Raw genomic sequence first — 15,352 nt, forward strand, 5'->3', positions numbered from 1 at the left:
CTGCACTGGAGCTCGGTTTTGCCTTACCAGCCAGTAGCCTGATAGGTCGCAAACGACCGCCCTTGGTATCTTTAGGGGCGGTAGCTGCTGAGAGTGGGGGGAGCGATGAGTCTCAGGAGGAAGGCAAGCAGCCTAAAGGCATGGGCAATTCTGGGGTTGCTGGCCCTCCTGCTGTGGGGAGGATGGATGAGGGTTGCTCCATCGCAGGCGCAGAGTGTCCACCAACTGCAACAGCGGCAGCAGCACATCCAACAGCAAATCCAGCGCACCCGGCGCCGTCTTGGGGAGCTGCGCCAAGCTGAAGAAGAAGCCCGCCGGCGCATGGGATCCCTGCAGCGAAACCTTCAACAGACCGAAGTTAGCCTGCGGGACAACCAATACCGGCTCGAGCAAGCCCAGAAAGGGCTAGAGCAAGCGCAGCAAGAGTTGCAAGAGCTGGAAGAGCGCCTGAGACGGCAGCAACGGGGTACGGCTGCCCGCTTACGCTACATGCAGCGGCAGGGAGCTGAACAGTGGTGGGCTTTGCTGCTCACCAGCCGTGACCTCAACGAGTTTTTTGACCGCCGCCACCAATTGCAACTGTTGATCGAGGCGGATCGGCAGTTAATCCAAAAGCTGCAGGCGATGGCCAAGGAGGTGGAGCAACAGCGCATTGCCCTGGAGGCGCAGCGCAACGAGATCTCCCTAATCCTGCAGGAGCTGGCGGCTCAGAAAAACCAACTGCAGCAGCAGGCTGCCCTCCAAGAGCAGCTCATAAGCCGCTTGGCCAAAGAGCGTGCTGCCTACGAGGCAGCCCAACGGCGTCTGGAAGCCGACTCCCAACAGCTGACCCGTCTCATCCAATACCTGATCGCCCAACAGGCTCAGCAGCGAGGGGGCAGGGATCCTGTTCAGGGAACAGGCCGGCTGATCCCACCGGCGCACGGGCCGATCACCAGCGGCTTCGGCTGGCGGGTTCACCCCATCTATGGCATCAGCCGCTTCCACACCGGGATCGATTTTGGTGTGCCCACTGGCACCCCCGTGAGAGCGTCAGACCGAGGCACCGTCATCTACGCCGGCTGGTACGGCGGCTACGGCTACACGGTCATTGTCAACCACGGCGGCGGTATCACGACCCTCTACGCCCACAACAGCCGCATCACCGCAGGGGTAGGCCAAAAGGTTCAGCGCGGGCAAGTCATTGCTGCTTCCGGCTCCACTGGCCTTTCCACCGGCCCCCACGTTCACTTTGAGGTGCGAGTCAACGGCCAGCCGGTCGATCCCCGCCGCTATCTGTAGAGCAACGCCTCTGCCGGCAGGGGCTGCAGGGATCCCGCCTGCAAAAGCCAGCGCACATCGGCAATAGAAGACAGCTCCTCTGGGTCGTGGGAAACCACCAGCACCGTCCAAGTGGATTTCAGCCGGGCCAACAGCTCGATCACCTGCTGTCGCACCGACCAGTCTAGCCCCGCTGTCGGCTCATCCAGCAGCAGCAACAGGGGGCCGCGAACAAGCTGCACCGCCAAGGCCAGGCGCCGCTGTTGCCCGCCACTGAGGCGGTTGGGGGAGCTCTGGAGAGGGATCCCTTCTAGTCCCACTTGTTTGAGGGCGTTCTCAACTTCCTTTGGGGTCAGCTCCGGGTGGCCAAAGCGCATTTCTTCCAGCACCGTCAGGCCACAGAAGTGCCGCTCGGGAAACTGAAACACCAGCCCTGCCAGGCTGCGCAGCTGCTGAGGAGAGAGCTCTGTTCCTCCCCAGGCAATCCGCCCGCGTGTGGGCCGCGCCAAGCCGGCCAAAATTTCCAGCAGGGTGCTTTTGCCAGCCCCACTTTTGCCCACAATCAGCCCCAACTGGTTCAAGCCCAGCTCAAAGGAGAGGTCGCGAAGAATCGGCTGGGGAAGGGCTGCCGGATGGTAGAAAAGGTGCTGCACCTGCAACATGGGCGCCTGAGCTGGAAGAGTTGAAGACTAAAGCCATTCTTCTAGGCGCCCAAGCTGCTCCCGGAAGCCATAGGTGAGTTCGCGGTACCACTCCCGCAGCTCAAATTGATCCACAGCCCGCCGCAAAGCTTCTTGCGACCGCTCGATTGGGCGCAGGGCGGCAGGTGGGATCCCTTCTTGGGCAGCCCATTGTTCGAACAGAGCTAGCTCCGTTTGCAGGTAGAGAATAAGATTGGCCACATCCTGAGGATGGGGGTAGTGAGTGGCATCTGGCATAGAGGACTTAACCAGCGGAACTAGCTCCATTTTGGCCAAGAATCCACTCTGCTGCCGCCCAAACCCAGCAAGATTCGGGAGGAGGTTTTCTCCGCCCCTGCCTACTTCCGCGAGATAATACAAGGGAAAACGCTCACTGCTGTCACTCATGACCCAAAAGCTTTTGTTCGTGTGTCTGGGCAACATCTGCCGTTCTCCCGCTGCTGAGGGAATCACCAACTACTTGCTGCGCAGCAGCGGCTACGAAGAAGCCATCCTTTGTGACTCGGCAGGGACAGCCGCCTATCACATTGGCAGCCCACCGGATCGGCGCATGCGTCAGGTTGCCCAGCGCTACGGGCTAGAGCTGCAGGGCCGGGCCCGCCAAATCCATCCTCTGGATCTGCGGGAGTTCGACTTGATCCTGGCCATGGATCGGCAAAATTACCGAGATATCCTGAGCCTAGATCCCCAGAGGAAATACGCCGAGAAGGTGCGCCTAATCTGCAGCTACTGTCGTTCTCACACCGATGAAGAAGTTCCAGACCCGTACTATGGGGGCGAGGCTGGATTTCACTATGTCATCGAGCTACTTTGGGATGCCTGCAGCGGTCTCCTAGAGTCGCTAATCCCTGGGATCCAATGCCCGCCGTTGCCAACCCAGCCTTCCCAGCCTTCTGCATCCCCTCCTGCTGCATAGGCAGGCCTGCTAGGTAAGCCCTAGAATAGTCGGTTAATGCCTAGAAGCTTCTCTACAACAACTAGCCCCTAGCAGAAAACTCTTTCCCAGCCGGAAGTGTACTTTTTGTTGTAAGGGTGGAGCTATGACCTTTCCCACAGCAACTTTGGGTTACCCCCGAATTGGTAAAAATCGTGAGCTGAAGAAGGCGCTGGAGTCCTTTTGGAGTCAAAAATCTGACGCAACTAGTCTCCACCAAAGCCTGCAACAGGTGATGTTGGCCAACTGGCAAACCCAGAAAGATGCAGGTATTGACCATATCGGTATTGGAGACACTTCTCTCTATGACTTGGTTCTGGACTGGGTTGTATTTTTGGGACTGATCCCCAAGCGGTTTCGCCACTTGTCGGGTCTCGACCAGTACTTTGCCATGGCCCGAGGGAAAGAGAATATCCCGGCCCTGGAAATGACCAAGTGGTTTGATACCAACTACCATTACCTAGTGCCAGAGATCGATGAGGATACTCAACCTAAAGCGGATTTTTCTAGTTTCCTGGAAGTAGTTAACCAAGCACAAAGCCTTCTGGGACAAAGAGCTGTTCCCATCATTCTTAGCCCCGTAACCCTACTTTGCCTGAGTCGCCTCAAGGGAAGTTTGCAAGAGCATTTGCATCGTTTACTGCCCTTGTATGCTGAGTTGCTGAGGCAGCTCGCTGCGCGTGGCGTTACTGAAGTGCAGTTCCACGAGCCAATCTTAGTTACAAGCCGAGCAGAAGCCCTAAGAGAAGCAATTACAACTACGTATACCCAATTGGCCACTGCGGAGGTTCCAATTCACCTTGTAACCTATTTTGATGACTTGGGGAACACCTATCCCTGGGTTGTGGAATTGCCAGTGGCAGGCATTGGTCTAGATTTTACGCGGGGGAACAATTTAGAACTTCTGCAGACATATGGCTTTCCCCGGAGCAAGCAATTGGGCGTGGGTCTGGTTGATGCGCGCAACGTCTGGAAAATTCGTCCCCAGCGGGTGCTTTCTATCCTAGAGAGCATCCAAAAGGTTACCACCAATTTGCGAATTCAGCCTTCTGCGTCCTTGCAATTTGTGCCCTATGATGCCCGACGGGAAACCCACCTGCCCACTCCTCTGCGTCAAGTGCTGAGTTTTGCAGAACAGAAGCTAGAGGAAGTTGTCCTCCTGGCCCAGGGAGGTTCAGCAGCCCAAGAGCAACTGGCTGTCATTGAAGCCCAGTGGCAGGAATTTGCCCAGTTTAGCCCCCCAAATCCAACTGTACGGGAGCGAGTTCGCCAGATAACCCCCCAAAGCCTGGAGCGTGCTCTACCCTACGACCAACGCCGCCCTCTGCAGCCTCAACTGCCCTTTTTGCCCACCACCACCATTGGCTCGTTTCCCCAAACTGAGGAAGTACGACAACTGCGGGTCAAGCGCAAACGTGGCGAGATCACTCAGGCGGAGTACGAAGCAGCCATTGATGCGGAAATTGCCCGTTGCATCCGGTGGCAGGAGGAGGTGGGGCTAGACGTTTTGGTTCACGGGGAATTCGAGCGCACCGATATGGTGGAGTTTTTCGGGCAACAGCTAGAAGGCTTTGCCTTTACAGAACACGGCTGGGTGCAGAGCTACGGTAGCCGTTGCGTACGTCCACCCATTATCTATGGTGACGTGGCGCGCCGCCAGCCCATGACGGTGCGGGAGTTTCGTGTGGCCCAATCCCTGACTTCCAAAATTGTAAAAGGGATGTTAACAGGGCCCGTAACCCTATTGAACTGGTCTTTTGCACGGGACGATCTCCCAAGACGGGAGCAGGCAATGCAAATTGCTTTGGCATTGCGGGATGAGGTGGCTGACCTGGAGGCTGCAGGCGCCAAGATGGTGCAAATTGATGAGCCAGCCCTGCGGGAGGGTCTACCCCTAAAGCAAGAACGTTGGGATGAATACTTATCTTGGGCGGTAGACGCTTTTCGCTTGACTGCAGGCGTTGCTAAGCCGGAAACCCAAATTCACACTCACATGTGTTACTCAGAGTTTGGCGACATCATGCCCCACATTCAGCGCTTGGACGCAGATGTACTGTCCATTGAAAATAGCCGCAGCAACAACGAAACCCTGCGACAAATTGCGGAGGCAGGCTACCAACATCAAGTGGGGAATGGAGTTTACGACGTCCACAGCCCAGTAGTACCTACTGTAGAGCAGATTGTTCAACAACTGAAGACCGCTGTGGAGCTTCTGCCACTGCAGCAAATCTGGGTAAATCCTGACTGTGGACTGAAAACCCGCCGCTGGGAGGAGGTCATCCCTGCTTTGAAGAACATGGTGGCAGCAGCAAAAACGCTGCGGGAAGAAATCTCTTCCTCAGCCCAGTAAAACAACTTGCCGCCATAGAGAGGAGGCGGTGGTGGCAAGCTAGAGGGTTCTGCTACAGGCCACTACACCGCCTCTACTTTAGTTGGCAAGTGCTAACGGTGGGTGTTCTCCCGGCGCTAGCTTGATAGGCTACCACTTAAGCAGGTTAAATCTCTCCATATCAATGGTGGCGCGATTGCGGTAGATCCCGAGCACAATGGCCAAGCCTACAGCGGCCTCGGCAGCCGCCACAGTGATGACAAACACCGAGAACACCTGGCCGCGAATCAGAGCTGAATCGACAAAGTTGGAGAAGGCCATAAAGTTGAGGTTCACTGCATTGAGCATCAGCTCAATGGACATCAGCACCCGAATGGCATTGCGGCTAACGATCAACCCATAGATGCCAATGCAAAAGAGGATCGCTGCTACTACCAAGAAAAACTGCAGTTGCAACATCGCGATGAGCTCCATGTAGATACACAATGACAGGGGCCTCGGGAAAGCTCTAGGTTTTATGGTCGAGAGCAGTCAGCTTTAGCGGGTGCTCACCAGCTCTACCGGTCGTTCTGACTCTGATTCCAGCTGGGGTCGGGCCCGCTCCAGCAAGCTCAGATCCCCTTCTCCGGCTTGGGGAAGAACAAACTCCCGCCGCGCCAAGACAATGGCCCCAATCAACGCCATCAGCAGCAAAACAGAAGCCAGCTCAAAAGGCAGAAGATAATCGCTGAAGAAGTGGCCGCCGATCACCAACACACTGCTCAAAGGTTGGATCGGCTGCAGCGGCCAAGGGGTGTTCAAAGCCATCGCGGCTAGAAGGGCAAACAGACCCAAACAGACTACCGCCGTCACTCCGTTGCGCAGCCAGCCCAGCTTCAGAGGGGCAAAGGTGTAGCGCCGGTTCACCAGCATAATGGCAAACAGGATCAGTACGTTGACGGCGCCGACGTAGATCAAAACTTGGGCGGCAGCCACAAAATCAGCATTCAAAAGAAGGTACAGCCCGGCTATGCTCAGGAAAACGCCCCCGAGCAGAAAACCGGAATAGACAATGCTGGGGGCCCAAACCACGCCTAGCGCGAAGCCAATGGCCATCGCCGATAGCACCACAAACGTAACCAGTTGTACGCCTTCTCCGAGGGTCATGAGAGATCCGTCCTTAGCCAGTTTCTATTGCTGCTCCCTTACCACTGTACTGTCCTGGCGGATTTAAGAGAAGCCCGACTCCTTTTTCAGATCGTATAGAGAAATCTCTAGAGTTGGGTCTCACCAACTGTCGTCCGCTCCGTCATCTATGCTGCTACCGCCACCGAAGTCTGAATCTCCACCGAAGTCTGAATCTGTGTCTGTGTCGCTGAGCTCGGGGATGACCACCTCTCGCTCGCTGCGGTACCCGCAGATAGGACAGCTCAGGATTTCCAGCTTCAAGCCGCTAGAGGAATAGGTGGCTTCCCTGAGAACCTGTGTGGTGAGGTCAAGGGTGAGAGCTTGACACCGGGGGCAATAGAGGTGGCGATAAAATGCATTCTCGCGAACAACCACAGCTGCCCCCTGACAGCTAGGGCAAAACCAGCCGTAGTAGCTGGCTCTGCCCCGGCTTTTGGCCAAGCGATCTCCCGGGGAGAGGCACGTATCGAGAACTTGCGCCTGGATGGGGCGCATGGGTCGACCGCAGCTTTGGCAGACCACGGGCTGAAAGGGGATCCCCTGCTTCTGGCACAGGGTGCCGTCGGTCACCACAGCCGCCAGGAGGGGCAGCGTCAGCACCAGCCAGTTGCCACTGGCCGACATCAGGAAGAGGCCAAGGCAAAGGGAGCCGGAATAGAGAAACAGTCGAATGGGATCGCTCTGGAGCGAAGAGAGAGCAGCCGCCTCTTGAGTTCGACGGGTCAGGGGGATAGCTCGTCTTGTCCCTCGCTCGGCCTTTAGGTAGACCGGCAAGCGGGAGCGCTGCCACCCCACCCCTAGGATGATGATCCCCAATAGCAGCAGGATCCCTTCCAGGGAGCTTTGGGCAACAGCCAGGGATCCCGCTCCAACCGCTTGAGGAACGGTTGCAGGGGAAAGAGAGGTGGAAGCCTGCTGCCCCTGCAGGGCTAAGGCCAACTGCCGTACTCCCGCCTAGGGTGCCGCCGTCGAAGTCTCCGGCGCGAAACCTGGGCAGGATTTGCTGGTCGATAATCTGCTGAACCTGGCTGTCGGGGAGGATAGCGACCAGGCCCCTGCCCGTTTCGATTTCCACCCGCCGATCCCCTACCGAGATGAGAAACAAAACCCCGTTGTTTTGGCCTGCCTTGCCGATCCCCCAGTAGTTAAATAGCTGCGTGGTGAAGTCTTTTGGTGTTGCATATCCCTGAGTATTCGGCACGGTAACCACTGCCATCTCGGCACTGGTGCGCTGCTCAAGCTGAGTGATAAGACGGTTGAGCTCGTTTTCGGTGCTGCTGCTGAGGATGTTGGCGGTATCGGAAACCCACCCTCCATACTGACGGCGGGGGTTGGGCACTTGTTCAAGGGTAATGGCCCAAGCGGGCTGCGGCAGCAGGGATACAACTAGCAAAACTGCCGCCCAAACTTTCGGCATGGCTTACCTGGCTGAGCGCTGCCTAGGTTCTAGCACAGCTATTGGGGATGGAGAGGGTAGCAGTCTCTTGCTGCTTTGCCTTTGGTGTTTGTCGACACAAAAAATAGCGCTGGGACGAGTCTTGGCTTTCCTCTTTTCGCAGGGGAAAGAGGCTAGAGCTCTAAGCAAGGGAAAATCTTCTTCGGTCTAGCTGCAAAGCCTTCCGGATTTTTCTGCACAACTCTTTTTCAGCAAGAGTCAAGCGATTTCTTGCTCCCTCGATGGTTGATTAGAAACCAGAAACTAAGCCAGCAGTTCGGGCCAGGCTTCTTCTTGCCATTCCACCTCAAAGCACTCCTGGGCCATGCGGAGAAAATGCTCAATCAACTCAGGGATCCCTGGCGCCGTGGGGCAAATGTTGTAGATACCAATCACCTGCGAGCCGGGCAGATACCGTTCCCACAGCTCTAAATTGGGCCGCAACAGGAGGGATCCCTGTTGCAAGATCCCCCAAGGCTGCCACAGTTGGGCGTTGCCCATGAGCTTTTTGCCTCGCCAGCTCAAGTCAGCGCGGGTACGGGAGGCAAAGCAACTGATTTTATTGCGGTAGCCTGGATTTGGGGTTGGGCGGTTCTGACCATCCGTCCGGCTGGGAGCAGAAACAGGCGGATCCACTTCAACGCCCAGCGCGGCCAGCCCCTGAACCCAAAAGCGGCAGCAGAAGTCGTACACGCAGGCTCGCTGCAAACGGGGTAGGCGAGCTTGGAGGTAAGAGAGGGGCAGCACCAAGCTGTAGGTGAGCTCTGCCCCCTCTTCAGCCGCCTGATGCAACACCGCCCTTCCCCCCGTGGGCCGGCGCACCACTGGGATCCCTGGCGGGGGATCCCAAACCTGATGCCTGCCTAGAGAAAGGGTGAGCCGATCCCAGCCATAGAAGCGCAAGTAGGGCCTAGGGGCGTGGCGCAGCCGCTGCAAAAGCCAAAAGTCCTGTTCCATTTGCCAGTTGCCAGCGGCCACGCGATAGGGCAGCCAAGAGCCCTGGGATCCCATCTCAAGCAGGCGGAAACTCTGCTCGGAGCGGCTCGTCGTACTCGTCGGCCAGGCTGGCCACAATGGTAATGGCGCGGGAAATCTCGCCTGCGGTGATCCCTTCCAGGGTGCGGTAATGGTTTAACACCACCTGGTTGTTCCAGATGCAAAAGCGCGCCTCCAGAGTGTCGCTCCAGTTCTTCTCCAGCAGCTTCTGCATAAGCTTAGCCGGCTCCGCCACCGGCAGAGAGAGAACGGGAGACCACACCAACAGGGTATCTTCGGGGGATTCGCCGCTCAGGTGGACGAACACTTCCACCGTGCCGTAGGTGAATTTCCAGGTGTGCCCCTGCTCGTGGTTTTCGTAGGCGGCATCTTCTTTGAGGCTGGAAACCACTGCCGAGACTATTTCAACGTAGCGAGGGGGCTCTTCCACTAGTCCTGGAAAAACCTCTGAGGAACGTTCGATGAGCGGCTCGCTGTAGGCCATGGCCTTTTTCCCTACTCCCTGTCAACCACCTTAACTATACTCCCTAGGAGTCTGAGCTCCTAGCCGGATCCAGCTTGCGCCAGAATGGAGCTGCTTTGGGTTAACTGCAAGCGCTATGGCAACTGCATCTAGCCCATCCCAGAAAGCTATTGGTATTGTGGGGGCCTTGCCAGAAGAAGTGGCCATGCTCACCCAGGCCATGGAGACCCATTCCGTCCATACCTACTTGGGGCGGCAGTTCCATCAGGGATCCCTGGCTGGGCAGCCGGTGGTGGTGGTCCAAGGGGGGGTGGGCAAGGTGCGGGCGGCAACTACGGCAGCTCTGCTGGTGGCTCATTTCCCCATCGGGGGAATCATCTTTACCGGCGTGGCCGGGGCTTTGGCCGATCATCTCCAGATGGGAGATGTGGTGCTGGCCCATGCCGCCATCGAACACGATTTTGGCACTGGCCGCCCAGAGGGCTTTGTCTTGGGGATCGACTTCATTCCCGAGTTGCGCCATCCTCTAGCCGAGGCCGATAGGGCCCTCTACGACCTGATTGTGCCTCAGCTGGAGCGGATCCCTCTCCACCCTCTGCAGGGACGGCAACCGGCCATCCACCAAGGTCTAGTAGCCACCGGCGATGTATTTGTGGCCGACGCCAACCTACGGCGCCAAATTCGCGAGCGCACCGGGGCCCTGGTGGTGGAAATGGAAGGAGCGGCAGTGGTGCGGGTGGCGCAAGAAGCTGGGATCCCTTGTCTGCTGGTGCGATCGGTCAGCGATGTAGGAAGCGATACCGATTTTCTAACTTTTTTTCAGACAGCGGCTCTCAACTCAGCAGCGGTGGTTCACAGCGTTTTGCAAAGCTTGCCTCCTCCGCTCTGACTCCGGACAAAAGCGGACTTTTGCTCCAGGTTGAGGCTTTCTTCCCGCTCCTACTAGGCTTAGCTAATCCACATGAAGGCAGAAGGTGCGTTGGCAAGGTTGCCCGGTGTGCCCCAAAGTGGCCTCCGGCCCGCTACGCGAACGGATGGAGTTCAAGTCGAGGACTAGAGGAAAGCCCTCATCAATCTAGCCGCGGGGAGGAAGCGCCGCCCGCTAACAGAAGTTACTAATCCTACTCCGGTGCAAGTGGCCAAGATAGAAGCCACCTAGCAGGCTTAAGAACCTCGCACCGCTAGCGCAAATGCTACTTTCTTCCCGGCAGCAGTTTCCCTGTTCGCGCCGGCGAGACGGAGCCCTCAACCTTTAGCCCCGGGGTAGCTTACCGCCAGAAAAAAGCTTTGGCCCCTGCCTTTAGACAGGGGCTCTCTCTAAGCTAAGTCGGAGCGAAAGGATTTGAACCTTCGACCCCCACTACCCCAAAGTGGTGCGCTACCAAGCTGCGCTACGCCCCGACGCACCTGTACCAGAGATCCTCTCTGGAGGTGCTCTACTAAGCTAGCACTAGAAACTGGATCTTGGCAAGAGCTCCCCCCCGGCTGCCAAATCCTGCAAGGGACATGCTAGCCTGGTTAGGCTGTCAAAATCCCACACGCCTGAACCACCGGGTGCCCTTAACTGGGATCTGTTCAGGCGGAGGCTAACCCGTAGGAGATAACTGAACCATGAGCATTGTTACTTTGCCTCAACTGTTGGAGGCTGGAGTTCACTTCGGTCACAAGGCCAGCAGCTGGAACCCCAAGATGCGGCCCTACATTTTTGCTGAGCGCAACGGCATCCACATCATTGACTTGGTGCAGACAGCCCGCTACCTCAATGAAGCCTATGAATACGTGCGGGAGGGTGCTGAGAAAGGCTGGCGCTTCCTATTTGTCGGCACCAAGCGGCAAGCTGCTGGGATCATTGCCCACGAAGCCACCCGCTGTGGCAGCTACTACGTCAATCAGCGCTGGCTGGGGGGCATGCTCACCAACTGGGCCACGATGAGAACCCGTATTGATCGCCTCAAAGAAATCGAAGAGATGCAAAACAGTGGCCTGCTCGACCGCCTGCCCAAACAAGAAGCAGGCCGCCTAAGGCGTGAGTTGGCCAAGCTGGAGAAGTACCTAGGCGGCATCAAAAACATGCGCCGGCTCCCCGACGCTGTGATTATCGTCGATCAGCGGCGCGAAGCCAACGCCGTCCGAGAATGCATCAAGCTTAAGATCCCCATCATCTCCCTCCTAGATACCAACTGTGACCCTGACCTCAGCGACGTCTTCATCCCCGCTAATGACGATGCCATTCGAGCGATCAAGCTGATTGTAGGCAAGCTGGCCGATGCCATCTACGAGGGGAGGCATGGGCAGCTCGACACCGTCGAAGAGGAAGAGTACGACTACGAGGGGGCTATGGATCTAGAAGAGGACATTTTGGAAGATCTGGGAGACGAAGGCGAAGCCGACGAGGGCGAGTAGCCCCAAAGGGATTCCAGACCCCCTGGCATTCCCTTGCCTCCTTTCTGCCCCATACCCTTGGGGAGCTAGGTTTAGAATTATTTCCCAGGGGAGCGGCTGCGGAGCTTCCGACGGGGAGAGGGAACCCCTCCCGTGCTAGGCTACAAGAGTAAATAGCTAGCGGCGCGGCGTACTCTGGGGAGCTGCTTTTGTAACCCAGCTTGGAGATCTGTGGTTGGCTTGCCAACTGTAAGGCTGCTCAAAGCCCCTAGCTTTAGCCAGGTGCAGCTTACACCGCGCCATATCCTTCACTTTAGCTGAGGAACTCTCATGAGCGACACCAAGACCAGTGTCAAAATCGATCCCCAACTTGTCAAAAAACTGCGCGAAGAAACAGGCGCAGGCATGATGGATTGCAAAAAAGCCCTGGAAGAAGCTGGCGGCGACAGGGAGAAGGCTATCGTCTTGCTGCGCCAGAGGGGCTTAGCAGGAGCAGCCAAGAAGGCTGGCCGCATCACCGCTGAGGGAGTTGTTGATAGCTACATCCACTTCGGCAACCGGATCGGCGTTTTGGTAGAGGTCAACTGCGAGACCGACTTTGTAGCCCGTAACGAAGAGTTTAGAAAGCTGGTTCAGGACATCGCTAAGCAAATTGCCGCCTGCCAAAACGTGGAGTACGTCAGCATTGACCAGATCCCTCCTGAAGTGGTGGAGCGGGAGAAGGCCATCGAGATGGGCAAAGAGGATCTGGCTAGCAAGCCCGAGCATGTGCGGGAAAAAATTATCCAAGGTCGCCTTGAAAAGCGCCTGAAAGAGCTATCTCTAATGGATCAGCCCTTCATCAAAGATCCCTCGATCACCGTAGAGGAATTGGTCAAGCAACACATCGCCAAGCTGGGAGAAAACATCCGGGTGCGGCGGTTTGCTCGCTTTGTCTTGGGAGAAGGAATTGAGAAAGAAAAGACGGATTTTGCCGCTGAAGTGGCTGCCCAGGCAGGTCTGAACCCGGCCGAGCCTCAGCCGACACCAGCGGAGGCAGCTCCTCCCGAGCCTGCTGCAGGGGCTGCTGAGCCCGCAGCCGCCGAGGGCAAGCCTGCCAAGAAGGGCTCTACCAAGAAGAAATAGCCTCAGCCCAACTTTAGCCGCTAACCTTGGCGCGCTTGGCTCCGACGGCCTTTTCCTGTTCCCGCCATGAGCTACGTTTTGCGCAATGCGCTGATCCCCACTGCTAGCGGCTACGAGACGACAGATGTCCGCATTGAAGGGGAGCAAATCGCCGCTATCGGCAAGGGGTTGTTGGCAGGGGCGCCAGGCAGCGTGGAACTGAACGCTGACAACAAGCTCCTGCTGCCGGGCTTTGTTAACGCCCACACCCATTCTTCCGAGCTGTGGCAGCGAGGGATCATCCCGCCCTACCCGCTAGAACTTTGGCTAGCGCAACTCCATGAGTACGCGCCGCCGGATCCAGAAAAGATTTATCTCAGCGCCCTGGCGACGGCGGTGGAAACTCTGCTTAGCGGCGGCACGACCGTAGTGGATCACCTGATCCTCATTCCCGGCCAGGAGCTGGCCACTGTTGAGGCAGCCGTGCGGGCCTATCGGGAGGTCGGGATCCGCGCCTTCATTGGTCCGCTGCTTCAGGATCAGGCTCTCCCCGCTTGCCTGCCGGGTGGAGAAGGGGGGTCGGCAGCCTATCCCCTCTCTACCGCCGAGGTGTTGGCCATGCTGGAAGAGGCAATTCAAAAGTACCACCGGCCTGAGGAAGGCATCAGCCTAATGGTGGCCCCCACTGGCATTCAACTCTGCTCCGACCAGCTGTTCGAAGGCTGTGCTGAGCTAAGCCAGAAGTACAACCTGCCTCGCCACGCCCACCTCTTAGAAACCCGCGCCCAGCAGCTGCTGGCTCAGGAAAAGTACGGCTGTAGTGCTGTGGAGCATCTGGAGCGCCTGGGCTACCTAGACCGAAAAACTTCCCTAGCCCACTGCGTTTGGCTGACTGCAGGCGATATCGAGATCTTGGCCCGCACAGGCTCGACGGTTGTTCACAACCCCTTAAGCAACCTGCGCCTGGGCAGCGGCATTGCCCCTATCTTGAAATACCGTCAAGCGGGGGTCAACGTGGCCTTTGGCTGCGACGGGGCGGCCAGTAACGACTCCCAGGATCTCCTAGAGGCGATCAAAATCGGCACCATCCTGCACAACGTCACCGATCCCGACTACCGGCACTGGATCTCCCCCCGCGAGAGCGTTGAAATGGCCTCCCGTGGTGGGGCCATCGGCCTGGGGCTGGGGGACAAGCTGGGATCTCTGGAAGTGGGCAAGCAGGCTGACCTGGTGCTCTATGATCTCACCCAACTGTCGCTGCTACCTCGCACGGATCCCATTGGGCTACTGGTGCTGGGCCGGCCCACCCAAGCAGTCCACAGCGTCTGGATTAGGGGAAAACAAGTGGTGGCCGATGGCGAAGTAACGACGGTGGATGTAGCCAAGCTGCGGCAGGAGCTATTTCGACACAGCTCCTGGGATCCCTTCCGCCGCTCTCAGCAGGCAGCCCAGCTGGAGGCCCGCTACCGTCAGGTGATGGGTTTGCCGGGGTAGTCATGGCGGGGATCCCTAGGGAGTCAGAGATTGACTGGGCCAAAGCCACCGAGCAGGTGAAGCAACAGGCGCGGGCGCTGGGCTTTGACAAAGTCGGCATTGCCAGCGCGGCAAACCCTCCTGATTGGGCAGGTCTACGGGCCTGGCTGGCTGCCGGTATGGCTGCCGACATGGCCTGGATGGCGGATCCGCGGCGCCAGAATCTGGAGCTGGTGCTGCCGGGGGTACAATCCCTAATCTGTGTGGCCCTCAATTACTACACTTCCACCCCCCACAGCCGGGATCCGGCCAAAGGCAAGATCTCCCGCTACGCCTGGGGGCGAGATTATCACCGCGTGCTGGGACGGCGACTCAAACAGCTCCACCTTTGGATGCAAGCTCAGTTTCCCAATTACCAGGGTCGCTTCTACGTAGACACTGGCCCGGTGGCAGAAAAGCCCTGGGCCATGCAGGCGGGCTTGGGTTGGATTGGCAAAAACAGCCTCCTGCTTACCCGCGAGTACGGCTCCTGGGTGTTTCTGGGAGTGATCCTGACCACTCTCAAGCTGGTTCCCGACCGTCCCCATACTGCCCACTGTGGCACCTGCACCCGTTGTCTGGAGGCCTGCCCTACCCAGGCCATCGTCAGCCCAGGGGTAGTGGATTCGCGCCGCTGCATTGCCTACCACACCCTGGAAAGCCACGCCGAGCGGATCCCTGCTGAGATTGCCCAGAACCTGCACAACTGGGTGGCCGGCTGCGACATCTGCCAGGAGGTTTGTCCTTGGAACCAGCGCTTTGCTCGGCCCAGTCCCCTTCCCGACTTTCAGCCTTACCCTTGGAATGTTGCCCCCGATCTCCAAGAACTGGCCCGGATCGACGATGAGGAGTTCGACCGCCGGTTTCCCGCCTCTGCCTTGCGTCGGCTCAAGGCCCACCGACTGCGCCGCAACGCCCAAGCTGCCCTCCACGGAGATGCCGATTCGGCAGTAAGTGAGCCGGGATTAGATCGCCATCGAGTGGAGCCTCTAGAGCAGCCAGCGCAGCTCCCCAGCGCTACACTCTCAGGCCCCTCAAAGTAATGGACGAAGGTGATGGCTCATGGGCC

The 15,352-nt window shown here is 57.9% G+C and carries 14 protein-coding genes, 1 tRNA gene and 2 pseudogenes; 8 read left to right on the top strand and 9 right to left on the bottom strand.

The genetic code is table 11. The features are described from left to right. Window positions 1-186 precede the first annotated feature (186 nt). Complete coding sequence (locus tag NW804_RS02975; RefSeq protein ID WP_414422825.1) at window positions 187-1,281, top strand: murein hydrolase activator EnvC family protein; 1,095 nt, start codon at window positions 187-189, stop codon at window positions 1,279-1,281. On the opposite strand, the gene NW804_RS02980 is transcribed toward NW804_RS02975, so the two are convergent. Together NW804_RS02980 and NW804_RS02985 are read right to left on the bottom strand one after the other, a co-directional pair. Next, window positions 1,272-1,922 (bottom strand): ABC transporter ATP-binding protein, encoded by a 651-nt coding sequence (locus NW804_RS02980; RefSeq protein WP_414410622.1) that lies wholly within the window; start codon window positions 1,920-1,922, stop codon window positions 1,272-1,274. The two genes, NW804_RS02975 and NW804_RS02980, sit on opposite strands and share 10 nt — an antisense overlap. A 27-nt stretch (window positions 1,923-1,949) precedes the next feature. Continuing rightward, window positions 1,950-2,198, bottom strand: coding sequence for a hypothetical protein (locus tag NW804_RS02985; protein ID WP_414410623.1), 249 nt, complete (start codon window positions 2,196-2,198; stop codon window positions 1,950-1,952). Between the two features lie 148 nt (window positions 2,199-2,346). On the opposite strand from NW804_RS02985, the gene NW804_RS02990 reads away from it, so the two are divergent. Both NW804_RS02990 and metE read left to right on the top strand, forming a co-directional pair. Beyond that, window positions 2,347-2,877, top strand: a complete 531-nt coding sequence (locus NW804_RS02990; protein WP_414404904.1) for a low molecular weight protein-tyrosine-phosphatase — start codon at window positions 2,347-2,349, stop codon at window positions 2,875-2,877. A 124-nt stretch (window positions 2,878-3,001) separates the two neighbouring features. Then, a complete protein-coding gene (metE, locus tag NW804_RS02995) occupies window positions 3,002-5,245 on the top strand; it encodes a 5-methyltetrahydropteroyltriglutamate--homocysteine S-methyltransferase (protein ID WP_414410624.1) in 2,244 nt (747 codons plus the stop codon). A 129-nt stretch (window positions 5,246-5,374) separates the two neighbouring features. Here the strand turns inward: metE and nuoK are convergent, their stop codons facing one another. From nuoK to NW804_RS03025, 6 genes and pseudogenes are all read right to left on the bottom strand, one after another. Continuing rightward, complete coding sequence (nuoK, locus tag NW804_RS03000; protein ID WP_414394380.1) at window positions 5,375-5,680, bottom strand: NADH-quinone oxidoreductase subunit NuoK; 306 nt, start codon at window positions 5,678-5,680, stop codon at window positions 5,375-5,377. A gap of 81 nt (window positions 5,681-5,761) precedes the next feature. Next, window positions 5,762-6,370 carry an NADH-quinone oxidoreductase subunit J gene (locus tag NW804_RS03005; protein ID WP_414410625.1) on the bottom strand — a complete coding sequence of 203 codons (609 nt, stop codon included), beginning with the start codon at window positions 6,368-6,370 and terminating at the stop codon, window positions 5,762-5,764. A 120-nt stretch (window positions 6,371-6,490) separates the two neighbouring features. Then, the gene (locus NW804_RS03010) at window positions 6,491-7,330 is read right to left on the bottom strand and encodes a hypothetical protein (RefSeq protein ID WP_414422878.1); all 840 of its coding nucleotides are present in this window, start codon (window positions 7,328-7,330) and stop codon (window positions 6,491-6,493) included. A 58-nt stretch (window positions 7,331-7,388) separates the two neighbouring features. Then, window positions 7,389-7,808 (bottom strand): annotated as a pseudogene (locus NW804_RS03015) (TPM domain-containing protein); the annotation flags it as partial. Between the two features lie 282 nt (window positions 7,809-8,090). Further along, a complete protein-coding gene (locus NW804_RS03020; RefSeq protein ID WP_414422826.1) occupies window positions 8,091-8,837 on the bottom strand; it encodes a lipoyl protein ligase domain-containing protein in 747 nt (248 codons plus the stop codon). Window position 8,838: 1 nt separating this feature from the next. After that, window positions 8,839-9,306 (bottom strand): YbjN domain-containing protein, encoded by a 468-nt coding sequence (locus NW804_RS03025; protein WP_414422827.1) that lies wholly within the window; start codon window positions 9,304-9,306, stop codon window positions 8,839-8,841. 115 nt (window positions 9,307-9,421) lie between these two features. On the opposite strand from NW804_RS03025, the gene NW804_RS03030 reads away from it, so the two are divergent. Further along, window positions 9,422-10,174: a 5'-methylthioadenosine/adenosylhomocysteine nucleosidase gene (locus NW804_RS03030; protein WP_414404910.1), complete on the top strand. Its 753-nt coding sequence runs from the start codon at window positions 9,422-9,424 to the stop codon at window positions 10,172-10,174. Window positions 10,175-10,612: 438 nt separating this feature from the next. Here the strand turns inward: NW804_RS03030 and NW804_RS03035 are convergent. Beyond that, window positions 10,613-10,686: transfer RNA gene (locus tag NW804_RS03035), tRNA-Pro, on the bottom strand. Between the two features lie 210 nt (window positions 10,687-10,896). Between NW804_RS03035 and rpsB the strand changes: the two genes are divergently transcribed. The 4 genes and pseudogenes from rpsB (at window position 10,897) to queG (ending at window position 15,326) form a co-directional block, all read left to right on the top strand. Beyond that, the gene (gene rpsB, locus NW804_RS03040; RefSeq protein ID WP_414410628.1) at window positions 10,897-11,688 is read left to right on the top strand and encodes a 30S ribosomal protein S2; all 792 of its coding nucleotides are present in this window, start codon (window positions 10,897-10,899) and stop codon (window positions 11,686-11,688) included. 309 nt (window positions 11,689-11,997) lie between these two features. Further along, window positions 11,998-12,663: pseudogene (tsf, locus tag NW804_RS03045) on the top strand (translation elongation factor Ts); the annotation flags it as partial. A 195-nt stretch (window positions 12,664-12,858) separates the two neighbouring features. Further along, the gene (locus NW804_RS03050) at window positions 12,859-14,265 is read left to right on the top strand and encodes an amidohydrolase (protein ID WP_414422828.1); all 1,407 of its coding nucleotides are present in this window, start codon (window positions 12,859-12,861) and stop codon (window positions 14,263-14,265) included. Between the two features lie 2 nt (window positions 14,266-14,267). Continuing rightward, a complete protein-coding gene (gene queG, locus NW804_RS03055; protein ID WP_414422829.1) occupies window positions 14,268-15,326 on the top strand; it encodes a tRNA epoxyqueuosine(34) reductase QueG in 1,059 nt (352 codons plus the stop codon). The last annotated feature ends 26 nt before the right edge of the window (window positions 15,327-15,352 follow it).

The sequence above is a fragment of the Synechococcus sp. WC10meta genome (genome assembly GCF_047461475.1).